The 15,996-nt window shown below is 70.3% G+C and carries 12 protein-coding genes; 5 read left to right on the top strand and 7 right to left on the bottom strand.

Annotated features, from left to right (window positions below; translation table 11 throughout):
• Window positions 1–35: 35 nt before the first annotated feature.
• A complete protein-coding gene (locus NL114_RS07745; protein WP_434084114.1) occupies window positions 36–986 on the top strand; it encodes a D-2-hydroxyacid dehydrogenase in 951 nt (316 codons plus the stop codon).
• A gap of 102 nt (window positions 987–1,088) precedes the next feature.
• Entirely contained in the window at window positions 1,089–2,336 is a 1,248-nt protein-coding gene (locus NL114_RS07740) for an acyl-CoA dehydrogenase family protein (RefSeq protein WP_254824213.1), read from the top strand.
• A gap of 255 nt (window positions 2,337–2,591) precedes the next feature.
• Here the strand turns inward: NL114_RS07740 and NL114_RS07735 are convergent, their stop codons facing one another.
• The 7 genes from NL114_RS07735 to NL114_RS07705 form a co-directional block, all read right to left on the bottom strand.
• Window positions 2,592–4,715 carry a hypothetical protein gene (locus tag NL114_RS07735; protein WP_254824212.1) on the bottom strand — a complete coding sequence of 708 codons (2,124 nt, stop codon included), beginning with the start codon at window positions 4,713–4,715 and terminating at the stop codon, window positions 2,592–2,594.
• Window positions 4,716–4,752: 37 nt separating this feature from the next.
• Complete coding sequence (locus tag NL114_RS07730) at window positions 4,753–5,490, bottom strand: energy-coupling factor transporter transmembrane component T family protein (RefSeq protein ID WP_254824211.1); 738 nt, start codon at window positions 5,488–5,490, stop codon at window positions 4,753–4,755.
• Between the two features lie 55 nt (window positions 5,491–5,545).
• Complete coding sequence (locus tag NL114_RS07725) at window positions 5,546–6,244, bottom strand: energy-coupling factor ABC transporter ATP-binding protein (protein ID WP_254824210.1); 699 nt, start codon at window positions 6,242–6,244, stop codon at window positions 5,546–5,548.
• A 21-nt stretch (window positions 6,245–6,265) separates the two neighbouring features.
• Window positions 6,266–6,847 carry a biotin transporter BioY gene (locus NL114_RS07720; protein WP_254824209.1) on the bottom strand — a complete coding sequence of 194 codons (582 nt, stop codon included), beginning with the start codon at window positions 6,845–6,847 and terminating at the stop codon, window positions 6,266–6,268.
• Between the two features lie 114 nt (window positions 6,848–6,961).
• Window positions 6,962–7,780, bottom strand: coding sequence for a DUF6159 family protein (locus NL114_RS07715; protein WP_254824208.1), 819 nt, complete (start codon window positions 7,778–7,780; stop codon window positions 6,962–6,964).
• A gap of 136 nt (window positions 7,781–7,916) precedes the next feature.
• Window positions 7,917–10,304 (bottom strand): DEAD/DEAH box helicase, encoded by a 2,388-nt coding sequence (locus NL114_RS07710; protein ID WP_254824207.1) that lies wholly within the window; start codon window positions 10,302–10,304, stop codon window positions 7,917–7,919.
• Between the two features lie 96 nt (window positions 10,305–10,400).
• Window positions 10,401–12,278: a PINc/VapC family ATPase gene (locus NL114_RS07705; protein WP_254824206.1), complete on the bottom strand. Its 1,878-nt coding sequence runs from the start codon at window positions 12,276–12,278 to the stop codon at window positions 10,401–10,403.
• A gap of 176 nt (window positions 12,279–12,454) precedes the next feature.
• On the opposite strand from NL114_RS07705, the gene NL114_RS07700 reads away from it, so the two are divergent.
• The 3 genes from NL114_RS07700 (at window position 12,455) to NL114_RS07690 (ending at window position 15,996) form a co-directional block, all read left to right on the top strand.
• Window positions 12,455–13,207: a pirin family protein gene (locus tag NL114_RS07700; protein ID WP_254824205.1), complete on the top strand. Its 753-nt coding sequence runs from the start codon at window positions 12,455–12,457 to the stop codon at window positions 13,205–13,207.
• Window positions 13,208–13,326: 119 nt separating this feature from the next.
• Entirely contained in the window at window positions 13,327–14,910 is a 1,584-nt protein-coding gene (gene serA / locus NL114_RS07695) for a phosphoglycerate dehydrogenase (RefSeq protein WP_254824204.1), read from the top strand.
• A 558-nt stretch (window positions 14,911–15,468) separates the two neighbouring features.
• Window positions 15,469–15,996, top strand: a complete 528-nt coding sequence (locus NL114_RS07690; protein ID WP_254824203.1) for a cation:proton antiporter regulatory subunit — start codon at window positions 15,469–15,471, stop codon at window positions 15,994–15,996.

Here is a 15,996-nt window from a genome sequence, read left to right as displayed (position 1 = left end):
TCAGTTCCGCCCTCTCGGCGGATATGTCGAACGCTATCTCCGAACTGTCGGTCTTGCAGCACAAACCACACGGGATGCCGGCAACGGAGTACGCCGACGCCCTCCGCGAGCGACTGCCGGACGTGACGGTGACGCTCGCCGCGACTCCCGCCGAGCGCCGCCGGGCGGTCGCGGACGCCCCGGTCGTCACGAGCAACGACCTCGACGCCGAGCTGCTCGACGCGGCCGACGACCTGGGGCTGTTCGCCTGCACGTACGCGGGCGTGGACCATCTGCCCCTCGAGGCGCTCCGCGAGCGCGACGTGGCCGTCACGAACGCCTCCGGGGTCCACGGGCCGAACGTCGCCGAGCACGTCATCGGGTGGCTGCTGACGATGGTCCGGCGGCTGGACGAAGGGCTTCGGCGCCAGCAACGCCGCGAGTGGTCGCACTTCCAGGCCGCCGGCGAGTTGCAGAGCTCGACGGTGACGGTGGTTGGACTGGGTGCCATCGGCGAGGCCATCGTCGAGCGGCTGGCGGGCTTCGGCGTCGAGACGGTCGGGGTCCGGTACACGCCCGGGAAGGGCGGGCCGACCGACGAGGTGGTCGGCTACGACGCGCTCCCCGAGGTCCTCCCGCGCACCGACCACCTCGTGCTGGCGTGCCCGCTGACCGACGCGACGCGCGGCCTGGTCGACGGGACCGCCCTCGAACTCCTGCCGCCGGACGCCACGCTCGTCAACGTCGCGCGGGGGCCGGTGGTCGACACGGACGCGCTGGTCGAGACGCTCCGGCGCAACCGGCTCCACGCGGCCGCGCTGGACGTGACCGACCCCGAACCCCTCCCGGAGGGCCACCCGCTCTGGACGCTGGAGAACGCCCTCCTCACGCCCCACACCGCCGGCCACACGCCCCACTACTTCGAGCGGTGTGCCGACATCCTCGCCGAGAACGTCCGGCGCGTGAACGAGTCGGGGGCGTTCGAGGGGCTGCGCAACGAGGTCTGACGGCCGGGGCGGCCGGTACCCGTCGCCCCGGCCGCTACCAGATTACGAGATTCTGGGCATCGTCGCTAACAACTTTAAGCCCTGCCCGCGGAGATGGGCGACATGGAGTACCACGACTCCGAGAAAGCGCAGGAGGTGGCCGGCCGCGTCGAGGCGTTCATGGACGAGGTCGTCATCCCCCGCGAGCGGGAGGCCCTTCGGACGGGCGAGCACATCTCCGACGACGAACTGCACGACCTCTGGGAGCAGGCGAAGGAGCGCGACCTGTTCGCGCCGCAGGTCCCCGAGGAGTACGGCGGCCAGGGGCTCGACTTCAGCGACATGCTGCCGGCGTTCGAGCAGGCCGGCCGGTCGCTCATCGGCGCGCAGGCCATCCGCGCGAACGCGCCTCAGGAGGGGAACATGCACACCCTCGAGATGGTCGGCACCGAGGAGCAGAAGGAGGAGTGGCTCCGGCCGCTCGTCTCCGGCGAGCTGCAGTCGGCGTTCTCGATGACCGAGCCGATGCAAGGCGCCGGCTCGGACCCGAAGATGCTCCAGACCACCGCCTACAAGGACGGCGACGAGTGGGTCATCAACGGCCACAAGTGGTGGTCCTCGGACGGCTACGACGCCGACTTCCTGCTCGTGATGGCCCGGACAGACATGGACGAGCACCCGTACGCCGGGAGCTCCATCATCCTCGTCCCGACGGACACGGACGGCGTCGAGATCGTCCGGAACGCCGGCCACCTCGGCGGCCACGGCATCCTCGAGAACCCCGGCGGCCACGCCGAGATCAAGTACCGCGACGTCCGCGTCCCCGTCGAGAACACCGTCGGCGAGGAGAACGCCGGCTTCCGCATCGCACAGATGCGGCTGGGCGGCGGCCGGCTCACGCACTGCATGCGCTTCTCGGGGATGGCCCAGCGCTCGCTCGACATCGCGAAGGCGTACATCTCCGAGCGCGAGGCGTTCGGCTCCGGACTCGACGAGAAGCAGGCGCTCCGCCAGCGCATCGCCGAGGCCGAGACCCGCCTCCACATGGCCCGCACCGGCGTCCGGCACGCCGCCCGCGAACTCGACCAGTCCGACGCGCGTATCGAGGTCGCCATGTCGAAGGTGTTCACCGCACGCGTCGTCAACGACATCATCGACCTCGCGGTCCAGTGCTGTGGCGGCAACGGCATCGCGAAGGACCTGCCGCTGGCGCACTTCTACGAGGGGGTGCGGGCGTTCCGCATCTTCGACGGCGCCGACGAGGTCCACCTCCGCTCCATCGCACGCGACACGTTCGAGGACGTGAACGAGGACGAGATCAAGGACGTGCTCCGGTTCGACCCCGAGCTGACGCCCGAGAACGTGCTGTAACTGTCCCCGTAACATCTGCAAACTTCGGATTTCCTCTCTATCGCCCCCAATCCCCCACTCTGAACGAGATATCAGCAGTATCTGTATTGTACCGTGGTTATTACCCGATTCGGCGCTCGGCGCGGCGGAGCGCCTCCGAGGGGGGCTTCCCCAGCGTGACCGAGAGGCTGTCCCCGATGGGACGCGATGCCGGGGGGAACAGCGTCGCCATCTTCCTCGTCCTCGGTGGTCTCGGGCGCTTCCGGCGGTCCCGTGCTATCCTCGTTCCTCCCGACGCCCGCTCGCGACCAGTCCCGCCAGCGCCAGCACGAGGGCGACGACCGCTGCCCCCGGGCCGAATCCGGGGCCCACGGCTCCGAGCGGTCCCTCGCTCGTCGACGTACGTCCGTCGCCACTGGCCGGCGTCGGTGTCGATTCGAGTACCACCGCACCGGACTCCCTGACGACCAGTGCGCCCCGGCGCTCCACCGCGGTCAGCACGTCCTCGAGGTCGGCCACGCCGGGTGGGTAGGCCAGCACCCGGACCCGGAGCGACCAGTTCCCGCTCGGGTCCGGGGGGGTGCCCGTCAGTTCGCGGGTCGCGGTCGCATCCGTCGCGAGCGGGACGGCCGTGGCGTCGAGCCGGCGGACCTCGCGGTCGGCCTGCTCGGGGACCGCCTCCAGCACGAGCCAGTAGGTGTGGGGTTTCGGACCGGTGTTCTCCAGCCGCGCCTCGGCGGCGACGGCCTCGCCCGCCTCGAGCGCCGCGACGCTCAGATTGCCGTCGACCTGGCGCTCGTCGGGTACCGGGAACGTCGTGAGCCAGTCCTCGAGGTCCGTGTACCGTGTCCGCTGGTAGGGGACCTGCCCGGTCTCGTCGTCGGGGCCCATCGCTCCGGCGTAGCTCGCCCAGACCTCCTCGCCGGTGAGGGGGACGACCTGATACGCCTCCCCGAGCGAGCCGTCGTGGGTCAGGTTCCGGGCGTTCCCGGTCCGGTCGGCGTACACCCCCTCGGCCACGTCCGGGATGACCGTCTTCCGGCTCTCTTTGTCGATGAACTGGTCCTGGATGGGGATGCCAGCGCCGTAGCGCTCCGTGTTGCGGAGGTAGTTCGAGTGCGCGCCGAACGCGGGGTAGATGTCGACGTGACTTCCGGCGTGACCCGTCTTCGCCCACTCGCGGACCTCGCCCCCGTAGTGCTGGGAGGCGGCGACCCACTGCGGCCCGGACTCGTTGACGAGCACCGACACCGTCTCCAGGTCGCTCTGGTGGGCGACGATGGCGCCGATGCTATCGGGCTGTTTCGGGTCGTAGACGTAGAACAGCCAGTAGGTGTAGGCCGTGTACGTCTCGCCACGGTAGGTGACGCCCTCGTGGACGCTCCCGTAGACGGTCGGCGGGAAGCGGTCGTCGTAGGTCGGGAACTCGCTCTCGTCGGCGGGCATGTCCAGTTCCCAGTCGTCGCTCCGTCCCTCGATGTCGAACAGCGTCGGCTCCTCGACGTTCGGGTGGGCGATGTCCTGGAGTTCGGCGTTGTAGACCAGCGCCTCGTACCGCGTCGGCTGGTAGGGCTCTTCTGCGGCGTAGTGGATGCGCGGGGCGTACCGCCGGAGCGCCTGCACGCGGTCGGCGCTGGTCGCGCGCAGCGTCGTCGTCGCCGTCTCGCCGCCGCTGGTCACCCGGATACGGTAGGGGCCGGTCGCGTCCGGCCGGAGGGTAGCCGTCCCGCGGTCGTAGGTGCGGAGCGTCGCGTCGCTGCCGGGCGGCGCGTCGACCAGTGTCCACCGTGTCGGCGCGTCGTACGTCGGCGGCGTGCGGAGTGCGACCGGCGAGCCGACGACGGTCTCCGACCGTGGCGCCGAGATGGCGAGCGCGGCGGGCGTCTCGTAGCCGATATCGACCGTCCGGCTGTCGACCTGGTCGTCGTTGCCGAGGTCGGTATCGTCCCGGTCCTGGTCGGCGTCCCAGAGCTCGACGGTCAGGTCGTGGTCGCCCGTCTCGATGCCCCCGAGCTCCGACTCGTCGAGCGTGACGGCGAGCCGGTAGTCCGAGCGGCGCTCGACGATGTCGGTCTCGTAGACGTCATCCCCGTCGACCTCAATCTCGAGGTACGGTTCGCCGGGGTTGTTGCCGAGCACGTCCGTGTCCGGCATCCGGGTGTCGGCGACGACGGTCACCACGAACTCGCCGTAGCGACCGTCGCCGTCCGGGTCGCGACGTGGCTCGACCTGCACGTCGACCAGACCGGGGTCGGTCGTGGCTGCGGTCGTCGCGCTGGCGGCGGCGGTTGCCGGGTCCGTCACGGCGACCGCCCCCGCCGGCACGAGCAGCGACAGCACGAGCAATGTCACGAGCGCGTTCCGTCCCCCCATCATCCGCCGCGTGGTATGCAGTGACACCAGTTAAGATTCGGGTCGGTCATCCCCCCTGCGTGGCTCAGATGCCGGGGACCGTCGGCCAGCCGACCAGCGGCCAGAGCGCCCACCCGACCAGCGCGACACAGCCCGCCAGCACGGGCACATCCGTACGCCCGAGCGCGAGCCGGGGGAGCGTCGGATTCCACGCGAAACAGCGGGCACCGAGCGCGAGCGCCAGTGTATCCGAGCGGTCGAACGCCCGCCGCAGGCTCGCCGTCGCGACGATGCGCATCCGCTCGGTGAGAGGGCGGGCCTCGCCGAGCCGTGCGCGCATGGCCTCACGGGCACGCGCTGCATCCCGCTGGAGGACCGGCAGGAATCGGAAGACCAGCCCGACGCCGACGCCGAGGAACTGGCCCGGGCGGCCGGGGACGAGCCACTGGATGGCGGCTCGTGACTCCCGGCTCGGCGTGGTGGTGACGTACGCCGCGCTCACGAGCAACACCAGCAGGACCCGGTAGCTCGCCAGCGCCGGGAACCGCGCCTCCGCGAGCGAGAACCACGGCGAGCCCAACGTGAGCCCCTCCAGTAGCGGTGCTGCGACGAGGAACGGGAGGACGAACCGGAGGTCGGCCACGACCGAGCGCGGTCGGAGCCGCGCGGCCAGCAGGACCCCGCCCGCGACGCCCGTCAGGACGACGAGGCCACGCGGCGTCGTGTGGGCGAACGCGGCGGCGGTGAACGCGACCTGGAAGGCGAGCTTCGTCCGCGGGTCGAGGTCGTGGACCAGCGTGGTCCCCGGCTCGTACCTCAGCACGGTCGCCCTCCGCGGCGGCTGGCGCCCAGCCCTGCCACGCGCTCCCGACCGCCGCTCACCATGGTCGGACGTCGAACTCGAGCAACCGGTCGCGGACGGCGTCCGGAGGGCCGTCCAGTGCAACGGCACCGTCGCGCATCACCACGACGCGGTCGGCCAACTCGGCCACGTCGCGGAGGTCGTGCGTGACGACGACGACGCCGGTGCCCGACTCGTTGAGCGCGGCCAGCCGGTCGACGACGGCCGTCCGCGCGGGGTGGTCGAGCCCGGCCAGCGGCTCGTCCAGTACGAGGTGGCTCGGCTCCATCGCGAGCGCGCCGGCGATGGCGACCCGGGCCTGCTCGCCGCCCGAGAGCTGGTCGATGCGTTCCTCGCCCCGGTCCGCCATCCGGACCGCTTCGAGGGCCTCGTCGACGCGGCGGTCGATCTCCGCGTGCGGCAGGCCGAGGTTCTCCGGGCCGAAGGCCACGTCCCCGCGGACGGTCGCGGCGACGAACCCGTCGCGCGGGTCCTGGAACACCATCGCCACGGCCGCGCGGGCGGCCACGAGGTCGTCGGCGACCGGCTGGCCGTCGACCAGTACCGTGCCCGTGTCGGGGACGAGGAGGCCGTTGAAGTGGCGGACGAGCGTGGTCTTCCCGGCCCCGTTCGGCCCGACGAGCAGCAGGAACTCCCCATCCGCGACGGTGATGTCGACGCCGTCGAGGACCGGCTCGTCGTCGTACGAGTGTTCGAGGCCGCGGGTCTCTATCATGTCATCGCTGGCGGTGGTCGGTCACTCGGCGGAGAACTCCTCGCTGTTGACGATGCCGACCGCGGCGGCCATCTTGAGCGCCTCGGCGGGGATGAACGCCGCCGCCCCCGCGAAGAACGCCTCGACGGGCCCCAGCCCGAGGACCACCATCAGGCCGACGATGCCGCCGACGTAGATGATGGCGACGCCGATGGTCATGGCGCCGGCGAGCCGCCAGATGGGGACCTCGCTGGGGTCACGGAGGCCGTCGAAGCCGTGGACGAGCGCGCCGATGGCGGCCGCCGCGACCGGGAAGGCGAACAGGTAGCCGCCGCTCGACCCGGCGAACTGTCCGATACCGGCGGCACCGCCCTGGAAGACCGGCGCTCCGGCCGCTCCGGCGACGAGGTAGAGGACGATGGACAGCCCACCCCAGACGGGGCCGAGGAAGATGCCCGCGAGGAAGATGCCCAGCCCCTGCAGCGTGATGGCGATGGGCGAGACGGGGTTCGGGAAGGAGACGTACGCGAACGCGCCGGTCAGGGCCGCGAGCATCGCCGCGCGGGCGACGTTCTTGCCGATCTCCTGCCCGACGAGTTCGACGTTCTCGGTCGCCGCGCTCACGCGGACCACCACCGTTCGTGCTGTGGCATGGTTGCCCGTGCTGGTCGGGGCAGTGGGTTGAACACTTCGATATCGGGTCCTCTCGTGGCCGGTGCCGGTGGTTCCGGTGCCGGCTTACCGCCCGGCCGACCGGAAGTCGACGTTCTCGAACTGCTGGGGGCGCTCGCCCTCCGTGGCGTAGACGTAGAGGGCGGTCTTCGCGACTGCGCCCAGCGTCGTGCCACCCAGGTAGGCCAGCAGGATGACGAGCACGCCGATGGCGATGGCGCCGACGAGGCCCAGCCCGGTGCCGCCGAGCACGAAGAAGGCGAGTGCGGCGACCGCCAGCCCCGCCAGCGTGAACAGCACGGTGACGATGCCGACGCCGAAGCTGGCGCCCGCGGTCTCGCCCCAGGTCTCCTTGAACGTCTGCCCGGAGCGCTCGAACATCTCCCGGACCGAGACCTCCTCGAAGACGATGACGGGGATGACGAAGTACGTCAGGATGCCCCACGCCACGCTGAAGACGAACGAGGCGAGTTCGGCCAGCGGGTTGTCCGTGCTCTCCAGCAGCTGGAGGACCGTCCCGACGACGGCCGAGATGACCGCCCACGCGAACAGCGGGCGTCTGTTGCGCCACGCGGCCGCGAGCCCCTCGTTCAGCGTGGGGTCGCGCCCGTGGAACACCTCGCGGGCGTTGTACATCAACGCGGCCGAGAAGAACGCCGCGATGAACGAGGTGCCGAGGTAGACGACGAACAGCGCGGCGTACATCGCGGGCCCGGGAGTCGGGCCGACGAGGAACACCGCACCGCCGAGGATGAGGGCGAGATAGATGGCGCCCGCGATGCCCGAGATGGCGGGGAACACGGTGAGGCTCGGCTCGTCGCGGAGGACCTGGAGGCTGTCCATCGACAGTGCCCAGCCGGTCTTGAGTCTGCTGAAGAATCCCATTACTGGGTGCTGGTGGGTCGGCTCCGGGGATAAATCTTCGCGGCTGGGCCGTGATAGCAACGGGCCCGGCCAGCAGCTGGGTCGTGCATCCCGTCGGCGGGACCGGCCGGGCGAGCAACCCCGCTCCCGACCGGCGCTACTCCACCCGCACGGTTCGCGACTCCGTCACGGGCGCAAGCGGCAGGTCCGGGAACGCCACCTCGACCCGGTAGGTGAGTTCGTCGGCCTGGTCCGTGCCGAAGACGCCGACCGTCGTCTCCGTCTCGCCGAGGTGACTCTCGCCGCTGGACATCTCCCGGCCGTTGACCGTCACGCGGACCCCCGCCCGGGCGCTGCCCGCGGTCGAGCGCACCGTGACCGGACACATCGCGCGCTCGCCCAGCGCGATGCTGTCGGGGAACGCCCCCCAGTCCACCTCGACGACCGGGAGGTCGCGGGCGTTCCGCAGGACTCGCTCGGCGACGCCCTCCGAGAGGCCCGCATCGACGAGCCCCTCGACCCCGGCGGCGACGATGTCGGCAGGCGTTTTCAGCCCCTCTGCGGCGAGTTTCTGGGCGCGGCCGCGGGCGACGCCGTCGACGGCGGTGAGGCCGACAGCGTCGGCGGAGATGCCGGTCTCGACGCGGGCCTCGACCCGGCGGACGAGGTTCGCGGTGCGGGCGGGCGCGAACTCGCGGGCGAACGCGTGCAGGGCCGCGAGCAGGCGCAGGACGTTCTGCTTGATGACCCACGCGTCGCTCTGGAGTTCGGCCGGGGTGGACCCCCGCATCGCCGACCGGCAGATGGCCAGCACCTTCCGATGCCCGGGTTCGAGGTCCTCACCCTCGGCATCCGTGGCGAACGACTTCCCGAGGACCGACTCGACGGCGTCGCGCTCGCTCTTGCGGGCGCTGACGGAGTCGAACTCGGCGGCGGCCGCGACCGTCCGGAGTACGTCGGTCTCGTCGACGGGACGCTCCGCGGCGAGTTCGGTCAGGTCGGCGAACTCGCGGGCGGTGTCGAGGCGCATGTAGAACTTCGAGGCCAGCCGCCCGAGCGCCGTCGGCCGCAGGCGGAGGCCGTCCTCCTCGACGAACCCGTCGTCGACCAGCGCGTCCAGCGTCTCCCGCGCCCTCGTGCGGAGGTTGCCGCCGAACGGGTAGTCCGTCGAGCCGTCGCTGGCGCCGTCGGGGGCGGCCTGCGCCCGGACGTAGTAGAAGGTGGTCTCCAGCCACTCCATCACGTCGTCCATCTCGCGGACGTAGCCCAGCGCGACCTCGGCGTTGAGGTGCGCGTCGAGGTCCTCGGCGAGGCGGGACTCGATCTCCTTGCCCTCGCGAAGCAGGGTCCGGTACTTCTCGGCGTCCGCGCCGTCACAGACCACGTACGCGTAGCCGGCGTCGTCGTAGCCCGGCCGCCCGGCGCGCCCGAGCATCTGGAGCACGTCGAGCGGACTCATGTCGACCTCCCCCTCGAGCGGGTCGTGGTACTTCGTGTCCCGGATGACGACACAGCGCGCGGGCAGGTTCACGCCCCACGCGAGCGTCGAGGTCGAGAACAGGAGCTGGACCGTGCCGTCGCGGAACCACTCCTCGACGCGGTCCTTGTCCGAGCGCGAGAGCCCGGCGTGGTGGAAGGCCACGCCGTCGACGACGGACTGGCGGAGGGTGTCGTTGTCCAGGTCCTGGGCCTCGGTGTGCATGTCGTAGTCGCCGCGGGCGCCCATCTCGATGTCGCGCTCGGCGACCACGTCGCGGGCCTTCTCCGCGGCGCGGACGGTGTCCTGCCGGCTGGAGACGAAGACGAGGGCCTGCCCGCCGTCCTCGATATGGGGTTGGGCGAGGTCGAGCGCGCGGAACAGGCGGCGGTACTTGTCCTGGAACGGGTTCTCACCGTGCGAGTACGTCTCCACCCCCGCGTGCAGCGGGACCGGGCGGTACTCCTCGCCGAAGGTGAACGTGCACTCGTCGGGCGCATCGAGCCACCCGGCCACGTCCTCGATGTTCGGCATCGTCGCCGAGAGCGCGACCACGCGCGGGTCACAGAGTCGGCGCAGGCGCGAGACCGTGACTTCGAGGACGGACCCGCGCTTGTCCGAGTCCAGCAGGTGGACCTCGTCGATGATGCAGCAGTCGACGTCCGTGATGAACGCGTGACGCGCGGTGTCGTGCTTGCGCGTGGCCGAATCGGCCTTCTCGGGGGTCATAACCAGCACGTCGGCGCGCTCGGCACGCCGGGGATTGAGGTCGCGCTCGCCCGTGACGACGTACACCGAATACCCGAGGTCCTCGAAGCGCTCCCATTCGGACTCCTTCTCGTTGGTGAGCGCGCGCAGCGGTGCGAGGAAGAGGGCGGTCCCCTCGTTGCGGAGGGTGCGGCAGATGGCCAGTTCCGCGAGCGCGGTCTTCCCGGAGGCGGTGGGGGCGCTCACGACGACGTTCTCGTCGGAGTCCAGCACCGCGGGCAGGGCCTCCGTCTGCATCCGGTTGAACGCCTCGAACGGGAACGCGTCGGCGAACTCGGGGACGGCCTCGTCTACGCGCATGATGTGGAATGCCGCGGCGGAATCGCCGCCGCCGGCGGGTTACCTGACCGCAGGGGGCGTCGGACAAAGGGGTTTCCTATGCGGCACGGCGCCGGCCTACTGCGGCGCGATGGTGATCTGCTTGCCGCGGTCGATGGCCTGCTCCAGTTCCTCGGCGATGGCCGACCCACGCGAGACCTGGATCTCGCCGCCGCGCGAGACGGTCGCCGTGAACAGGTACTCGCCGCCGGCCTGCACCTCGACGGTCTCGCCCTGGTACCCCTCGGCCGGGACGATGACGTGCCGGGAGGTGACCTCGGGCGTGACGATCTCGCCGGAGCCGCCACCCGCGCGACCGCCGGAACTCCCACCGGCGTCGCCACCGCCCGACCCCCCGGCGTGGCGCGCGCCGTCCGGGCGCTCGTCGTGGGTGCGCACGTCGATCTCGATGCCGAGCCGGTTCTCGATGTCGGAGATGCGGCCGCCGCCCTTCCCGATGACCGTCGAGATGTCGTTCTCGGAGACGTAGACGCGGGCGGAGTTCTGCCCGGTGATATCGACGTCCACGCGGTCGCGGGCGACCGACTTGACCTCGCGTTCGATCTCCTGCTTGGCGATGCGGTTGACACCCGTGTCGCTCCCGTCCTCGCCCTCCTCCAGCGGGACCGTGACGACCTGGTTGTTGAACGTGTAGATCTCGTATGAGGGTTCGCCGGTCTCGAAGTCGCTGATGACGACCACCGGGCGCGTGAGGTCCTCCTCCATCAGGCCGTGGGGGACCTTCACCTCGGTGTGGACGTCGTAGACGGTGTGGACCTCGCCGGCCTCGATGTAGACGACCGTGTCGACGACCTGCGGTATCATCCCGAGTTCGACGCGGCCGACGAGCCGCTGGAGCGCGTCGATGGCGCGGGTCGCGTGGACCACGCCCAGCATCCCGACGCCCGCGAGCCGCATGTCCGCGAACACGGAGAAGTCGGAGGTCTTCCGGACCTCGTCGTAGATGGTGTAGTCCGGCCGGACCATCAGCAGGGAGTCGGCGGTCTTCTCCATCGAGCCGTCCAGTTCGGTGTACTGGGTGATGTTCGGGCCGACCTGGAGGTCGCGGGGCTTCTCCATCGTCTTGACCGCGAAGCCCGTATCGGCGAGGAACTCGGCGACGGCCTGGGCGAACGTGGACTTCCCGGCGCCCGGCGCCCCGCTGATGAGGACACCGCGCTGCTGCTCCTGCAGGCGGTCGCGGAGTTCGCCGGCGAGCTTGTAGTCGTCCAGCGTCGTCTTCGCGATGGGTCGGACGGCCGTGATCTCGTAGCCGTCGGCGAACGGCGGCTGCGCGACGGCGATGCGCATGTCCCGGAACTGGACGATGCTCATGCCGGGCTCGGAGAGCTCGATGAACCCCTGGCTGGACTGGCGGGCCGACGCCTCGATCTCGGCGGCCCACTCCTTCAGCTGGGCCTCCGTGGAGGGCTCGTCGCGGATTGCCTCGTAGCGCATGTCGCCGAGGCTCCCGCGCTTGGCCATCGGGGGGACATCCGTGCGGAGATGGACGCTCATCGTCTCCTCGTCGAAGAACTCCTCGATGGAGAGCGTGTCCACGTCGCGGGTCTCGGCCTCGACGTACTCGACGGCGATGCCCTTCGCCCGGGCGACCTCGGCCTGGACCGCGTCGCTGGTCAGGAGCGTGGCGTCGTACTCCTGGGCGATATCGCGGATGACCGCGTCGATGTCACCTTCGTGGGCACCACCGATCTCGTCACTGGTGGGGCGCTCGCCGACGTACTCGACAGCGAGCTCGTCGGCGTCGGCGAGGTCCGTGAGGCGCTGGAGCTCCTCGAGCCCGTTCCAGCCGGTGTCGTGGCCGGCGTTGGCCTGGGACTCCAGCTCGGAGACGACCGCCTCGGGGACGTACACCGTCTCGACGGGTTCGCCCCGTTCGTGGAACTCGGACACACGGCCGTCGATGACCGCGCTCGTGTCCGGGACGACGTTCATGCACGGGAGTTGGATGCTTTCGCGTATAAGGTACCGGGATACCGGGTGTGGAACGAGGACATCCGTGGTCGGGAAGATACGCCCGAGATAGCGCTCGGGAACCGCTACCGATGCCACCTGGTTGCGGTGGTGTCGCCGGGTAGCTAAGGAGGCTCCAGGGCGTAGCCGGGCGCATCGTGAACGCTGACGCCGACACCGGACTCTACAAAGCGCCGCGAACCACGGTCTCGCAGAACCAGGGGAAGTTCCGGATCCACCTGAACTTTCCGGGGCGGAACCATCCGACGCACGACGACCACGGGTACGGGCCGCTCGCCACCGTCGTGGAGTCGTTCATGGACCCGGACACACTCATCTCGATGCACCAGCACCGGAACGAGGAGATCGTCTCGTGGGTCCCGGCCGGCGTGATGCGACACGGGGACCGGCAGGGGAACGACCTGGTCACCGACCCGGACCACCTGCTGGTGATGAACGCGGGACGGGGGTTCTGGCACGAGGAGCGCACGCTCGCGGACGACCCGCCGCTGCGGATGCTGCAGATCTTCGTTCGCCCGCACAGCCTCGACCTCCAGCCGGACATCCAGCACGAACCCGTTCCCGGCCCCGTCGCTAACGAATGGCGCCACCTCTTCGGTCCCGAGGGCGCCGACGCGCCGGCGTTCGTGCGCAACGACATCCATCTCTACGATATCCGGCTCGACGAGGGCGCCACCGGCAGGCTCCCGTCGCGGGACGGATACGACACGTACTTCTACGTGTTCGAGGGCGCGGTCGAGACCGCCGGAACCCGGTTCGAGGAGGCCGAAAGTGGCCTCCTCGTCGACGACCGCGACCTCGCGCTCACCGCCACGGCGGACTCGCTCGTGGTCGCGTTCCAGGTAGACCCCGACGCCCCCATCACGAAGCAGGGGACGATCGGGCGGTAGCGCCGGGCGGGCTCCGACCACCCGAAGCCGCTCGGTTGGTCCGTGCCAACGTCCGGCCGATGCTGGCGAGACGGACCGGGAACGGAAGGGTTTACCCCCACGGAACGGACCGTCCGCGCATGAAGGTACTCGTCACGGACCCCATCGCGGACGCGGGACTGGATCGGCTCCGAGAGGCCGGCCACGAGGTCGTCACCGAATACGAGGCGGAGGGCGACGCGCTGTTCGAGGCCGTCGCGGACGCACACGCGCTCATCGTGCGCTCGGGCACGGAGGTCACGGCCGACCTCCTGGCCGCGGCGCCGGACCTGCAGATCGTCGGGCGCGCCGGCATCGGCGTCGACAACATCGACATCGACGCGGCGACCGAGCACGGCGTCATCGTCGCGAACGCGCCGGAGGGGAACGTCCGCGCCGCCGCCGAGCACACGGTCGCGATGGCCTTCGCCACCGCGCGCTCCATCCCGCAGGCCCACACCCGCCTGCGCGGGGGCGAGTGGGCGAAAGGCGAGTTCCTCGGCACGGAACTGCGCGACAAGACCCTCGGCGTCGTCGGCCTCGGCCGCGTCGGCCAGGAGGTCGCGAAGCGGCTGGGCGGGCTGGGGATGGACCTGGTCGCCTACGACCCCTACATCGGCGAGGAGCGCGCCGAGCAGCTCGGTGCCGAGCTCGCGGGCCTCGACGAGACGCTGGAGCGCGCGGACTTCCTCACCATCCACACGCCGCTCACCCCCGAGACGGAGAACCTCATCGGCGAGGACGAACTCGCGCAGCTGGAGGGCGGCTACGTCGTCAACTGTGCTCGCGGTGGCATCATCGACGAGCCCGCGCTCGCCGAGGCCGTCGAGGACGGGGTGCTGGCGGGCGCCGCCATCGACGTGTTCGCCGAGGAGCCCCTGCCGGAGGACTCGCCGCTGCTCGACGTCGACGACATCATCGTGACCCCGCATCTGGGGGCCTCGACGGAGGCCGCACAGGAGAACGTCGCCACCTCCACGGCCGAGCAGGTGCTGGCCGCCTTCCTCGGCGAGCCGGTGATGAACGCGCTCAACGCGCCGTCGATGGACGCCGCTGCGTTCCCGCGCGTCAAGCCGTACATCGAACTCGCCGAGACCGCCGGCCGCATCGCCGTCCAGCTGTTCGACGGCCACGTCAACGAGATCGAGGTCGAGTACGCCGGCGACATCGCCGACGAGGACATCGAACTTGTCACCGCGTCGGCGCTGAAGGGCGTCTTCCTCCCCATCGAGTCACAGGTCAACGCGGTCAACGCCCGGGACATCGCCGAGGAGCGCGGCATCGACGTGACCGAGACGAAGCACTCGCAGGCCGAGGACTTCACCTCACTCGTCACCGTCACGGTCCACAACGACGAGGAGTCCATCTCCGTCTGCGGGACGCTGTTCCACGACGACGACCCGCGCATCGTCCGCATCGACGGCTTCCGCGTCGACGCGATTCCGGGCGGCCGGATGATCGTCTCGCGCAACACGGACGAGCCCGGCGTCATCGGCCTCATCGGCTCGGTCATGGGCGAGTACGACATCAACATCGCCGGGATGTACAACGCCCGCCAGACCATCGGCGGCGAGGCGATGACCGTCTACAACGTCGACCAGGAGGTCCCCGACGAGGCCCGCGAGGAACTGGAGGCCGACGAGCGCGTCATCGAGACGCGCTACATCTCGCTTGCAGACGAGTAGGGATAACCCCAATATAACAACCCAAACGCATATTTTTGGAATTTATTCCCACTATTTCAAACTAATAGACCTTGTTTTATTTTTATATGATTATTAGCAGACGGCGATAGAGCCGCCTACGAAGCCCTCGCGCGCTCAGGGCCCCGCGGCTCGCTGCGCTCCTCGCTCCCTTCGGTCGCTGCGGTGCTTACGTCGCCGGGGGACCGCTGAGCGCGCTCGCCCTTCGAGTCCGCCAGGAGTCGGTTGTTCCACGGGCCCGACGCCCCTGCCCTTCCCCAGGTCGCGCGGGCTCCACTTCGTTCCGCCACGCGGCTCGCGGCTTCGCCGCTCGCTCGGGGCGCCTGCGGCGCCCCGCTCTCCCGGCCCGTGGATTGCTGAGCCTCGTGCACCTCCGTCAGTCGAACCGGCGCGCAGCGAGGCCCGGAGTGGTCGAGAGCGCGAGGGCTTCGTAGGTGGTTCTAGTGTCGTTTTCGTTGGTTCCGAGAGAGAGCACGAACCCACCAAATCCCACCCCCTGAACCGCCCGGAGTTAAGCCACCGACGGCCGAACGCCGGCCCATGACGGTCTACGAGACCGACGTGCCGGGCGTCGGCAAGAAGTTCGAGGTCGATGTCGGCGGCGGGGCCCGCGCGGTCGTTCTGCTCCACCACGACGGCCGGGTCGAACTCTTCCGCCGGCCCGACCCGGACGCCGACTCCGAGAAGGTGTTCGAGCTGACGAGCCAGCAGGCCAACTACCTCGGCTCCATCCTCGAGGGCGCCTACTTCGAGACCGTCGACATGGACCAGCTGGAGGTGCCGCTGGGCGACGCCATCATCGAATGGGTCGACATCACCGACGCCTCACCCGTCGCCGGGAAGACGCTCGCGGAGGCCGACCTCCGGGCCGTCTCGGGCGTCTCCGTCATCGCCGTCCAGCGCGGGCCCGACACCGTCCCGAACCCGGAGCCCGACTTCCAGGTCGAGGCCGACGACATCCTCGTCACGCTCGGGACCCGCGAACAGCAGGCCGTCTTCGCCGACCGCTGTCAGGGCGGAGAGGGAACCAGCGACGACCCAGATACCGCCGGCGAGGGCGGGACGTAG

The organism is Haloglomus halophilum (genome assembly GCF_024298885.1).
Classification (GTDB): Archaea; Halobacteriota; Halobacteria; order Halobacteriales; family Haloarculaceae; genus Haloglomus; species Haloglomus halophilum.
This window is presented reverse-complemented; position numbering and strand designations above follow the sequence as displayed.